This window comes from Methylocystis sp. (assembly GCF_021731785.1).
Lineage (GTDB): Bacteria > Pseudomonadota > Alphaproteobacteria > Rhizobiales > Beijerinckiaceae > Methylocystis.
The window spans coordinates 1-3,034 of sequence record NZ_JAKFWS010000195.1; the positions used below are offsets into that span (position 1 = coordinate 1).

Below are 3,034 nucleotides of genomic sequence, written 5' to 3' on the forward strand. Positions count from 1 at the left end.
ACAACATCAGGGCCAGCGGGACGTCAAGACCCGCATCGACAGGCCGAAGACATGACCGCACCCACGATCATCGCGCCACAGCAAAATAACCCTTGATCAGCGGGCGCCATCCAGACATGACAAAGCCTTTTCGACACACACAACCCCCGCCGCGCGCCAATGTCGCCTCTTGTCGCAGCACGAACCATAACTCAATGCATTATATGATAATAAACTAATTTAATGCGCGCCATGCGCACAGGGAGAAAGTTATGCCTTTTTTGCCCAAGCTGTCTCGCCGGGGATTCCTCCTGGGCGCCGGCCAAGCCGTGGCGGTCGGCGCCGCTTGGCCGGGGATTGGTCGCGCGATGCAATCGCATGGGGACAAGATCGCGCCCAATACAGCGTCGCCGAACTTCAACCCGGATGTCGAGCTCGAGCTGGTGTGCCGCCCCGACTCTGCGCCCATCCTCCAAGGCGCGCCGACGCGGGTTTGGCGCTATGTCGCCAATCTCGTCAAGGGACCGGAGAACACGCTGACAGTTCTGCCCAATTCCTACCTCGGCCCGATCCTGCGCTTCACGACCGGTCAGAAAATCCGCATTCGCCTGCACAACGAACTACCCGAGCCCACGATCACCCATTGGCATGGCCTGCATGTTCCCATGCTGATGGACGGGCATCCAATGTATGTAATCGATCCGGGCGAAATCTATGTCTACGAGTTCGAGATGCGCAATCGCGCCTCGATGAACATCTACCACCCGCATCCACACGAGGCGACGTCGACGCAGGTCTATCGCGGGCTCGCCGGCGCCATCATCGTCAATGACGAAGAGGAACGCGCGCTCGGCCTGCCGTCGGGCGAATTTGAAATCCCGATCATCATACAGGACCGGACGCTGAACGACGACAATCAACTCGTCTATGGCGGCGGCATGCACATGGACATGATCGGTTTCCAGGGCGAACGCATTCTCGTCAACGGCCGGCCGGACTATCGCGTCGACGTGGCGAGTCGCGCCTATCGCCTGCGCGTGATGAACGGCTCCAATGCGCGCATTTACAAGCTTGCCTGGGACGACGGAACGCCGCTCACGGTGATCGGCGTCGATGGCGGGCTGCTGGAGCGGCCGGAGGTCAAATCGTATGTCATGCTCGCGCCCGGCGAGCGGCTTGATCTCTGGGCTGATTTCAGCGGCCGGGCCGTGGGCTCGAAACTCGTGATGGGCAATGCGCCTTTCCGGGGCGGCTTGCCGCCTATGGCCGAGCGCATGATGGGTGGCATGATGGGCGGCGGCCTCCCGCAAACCATGGCGTTTCCAATCTTCACGGCGAATGTGACGCGGGCGGTGAGCGACAGTCCGAAACTGCCCCAGACGCTGTCAAAGATTGTGCGCTACGAGGAAAAGGACGTCGCCAATCTCGGCAATCCCATCCCGATCGCCATATCGGCGGGACATATGAGCATGCTGCTGAATGGCGCCCCCTATGGCGAGGACATTCAACCGCGCGAACGCATTCCCGTGGACACAGTGCAGCTCATCGACATCTTCCACGAGGGCGGCGGCGGCCAAATGGGCGGCATGCGTCATGGCATGATGGGGCGCGGCATGATGGGGCGCGGCAAGGGTGGAATGGGGATGGGCGGAATGGGGATGATGGGCATGATGTCCATGGCGCATCCCATTCATCTGCACGGCGAGCCCTTCCAGATCGTCGGCCGCGTTTTCGACGGCGACCCCGACGGCGGCTACGACACTATGCGCGAGGGCTTCATCAACAGCGGGTGGAAAGACACGGTGCTGGTCCCGCCGGGCGAGCGTGTGCGGATTGCCAAGCCGTTCCATGACTTCAAGGGTCGCTTCATGTATCACTGCCACAACCTCGAACATGAGGACATGGGCATGATGCGGGAATTTTCGGTGGAGTAAACGAGCCCCGTAAATACAATCGCGCCACTGCAGGAGCAGCGCAAATATCTCGAATTATACTTCATCGTGTCGGGTCAATATAGACTCGTGACAACAGTCCATCCCCGGCCGCCCTCCCGAATCAATGTTCGGGAAGTCAGCCTAAAACTGGCCGGGTTTTACGCCGCCACGCGGCCGCAATATGGACGCCTCCAAAAACCTCTGGCCGAATCGGCGTTGAGTTGATTCACTTGGTCATGTCGCAAGGGGATCGCGGCCATGGCGAAGGGAACGCCCGGATTTTTTGATGTCGACGAACGGCTGGCGGAGCTGTCGGCCAAGGGCGACGATCTTGAGCGCGTGAAGGCGCTGGTCGATTTTGAGATGTTCCGGGCGGCGCTGGAGGCGGCGGCGCCGCGCGCCGATCGCTCCAAGGGCGGGCGTCCGCCGTTCGATCATGTGTTCATGTTCAAGGTGCTGATCCTGCAAGCAATGCATTCGCTGTCGGACGAGCGCTGCGAATATCTGATCAAGGACCGCCTGTCGTTCATGCGCTTTCTCGGATTGGGTTTGGCCGACGCGGTTCCCGACGCCAATACGATCTGGACGTTCCGCGAGGCGCTGAAGAAGGCGAATGCGGCCGACGTCTTGTTCGAGCAGTTCGACGCGGCGCTTCGCGAGGCTGGCTTTCTCGCGATGTCGGGCCAGATCGTCGACGCCACGATTGTCGCCGCGCCCAAGCAGCGGAATACGAACGGCGAGAAGCAGGCGATCAAGGACGGCCGCATTCCAGAGGGCTGGAAGGACAAGCCGGCGAAGCTCGCGCAGAAAGATCGCGATGCGCGCTGGACGGTCAAATACACGAAAGCCAAAGTGCGGGAGGACGGCTCGGTTCCGCCGGTCGATCTTGCCATCCCCGCCTTCGGATACAAGAACCATGTGTCGATCGACCGGGCGCATGGGCTGATCCGCAAATGGACGGCGACACACGCCGCCACGCATGACGGCGCAAGAATCGAGGATGTTCTCGACCGCGCCAACACAGCGAGCGAGGTCTATGCAGATACGGCGTATCGCTCGGCGAAGAATGAAGCGATGCTGTCGCGGCGCGGCTTCGTCTCGCGCATTCATCGCAAGAAGCC

2 protein-coding genes are annotated in these 3,034 nt (G+C 61.0%); both read left to right on the forward strand.

Features of this window, described 5'->3' with window-relative positions:
- Nucleotides 1-251 precede the first annotated feature (251 nt).
- Nucleotides 252-1,913 (forward strand): multicopper oxidase domain-containing protein, encoded by a 1,662-nt coding sequence (locus QZ964_RS21380; protein WP_292534406.1) that lies wholly within the window; start codon nucleotides 252-254, stop codon nucleotides 1,911-1,913.
- A 258-nt stretch (nucleotides 1,914-2,171) separates the two neighbouring features.
- A partial coding sequence (locus tag QZ964_RS21385; RefSeq protein ID WP_292534408.1) for a transposase occupies nucleotides 2,172-3,034 on the forward strand: 863 nt, incomplete at its 3' end.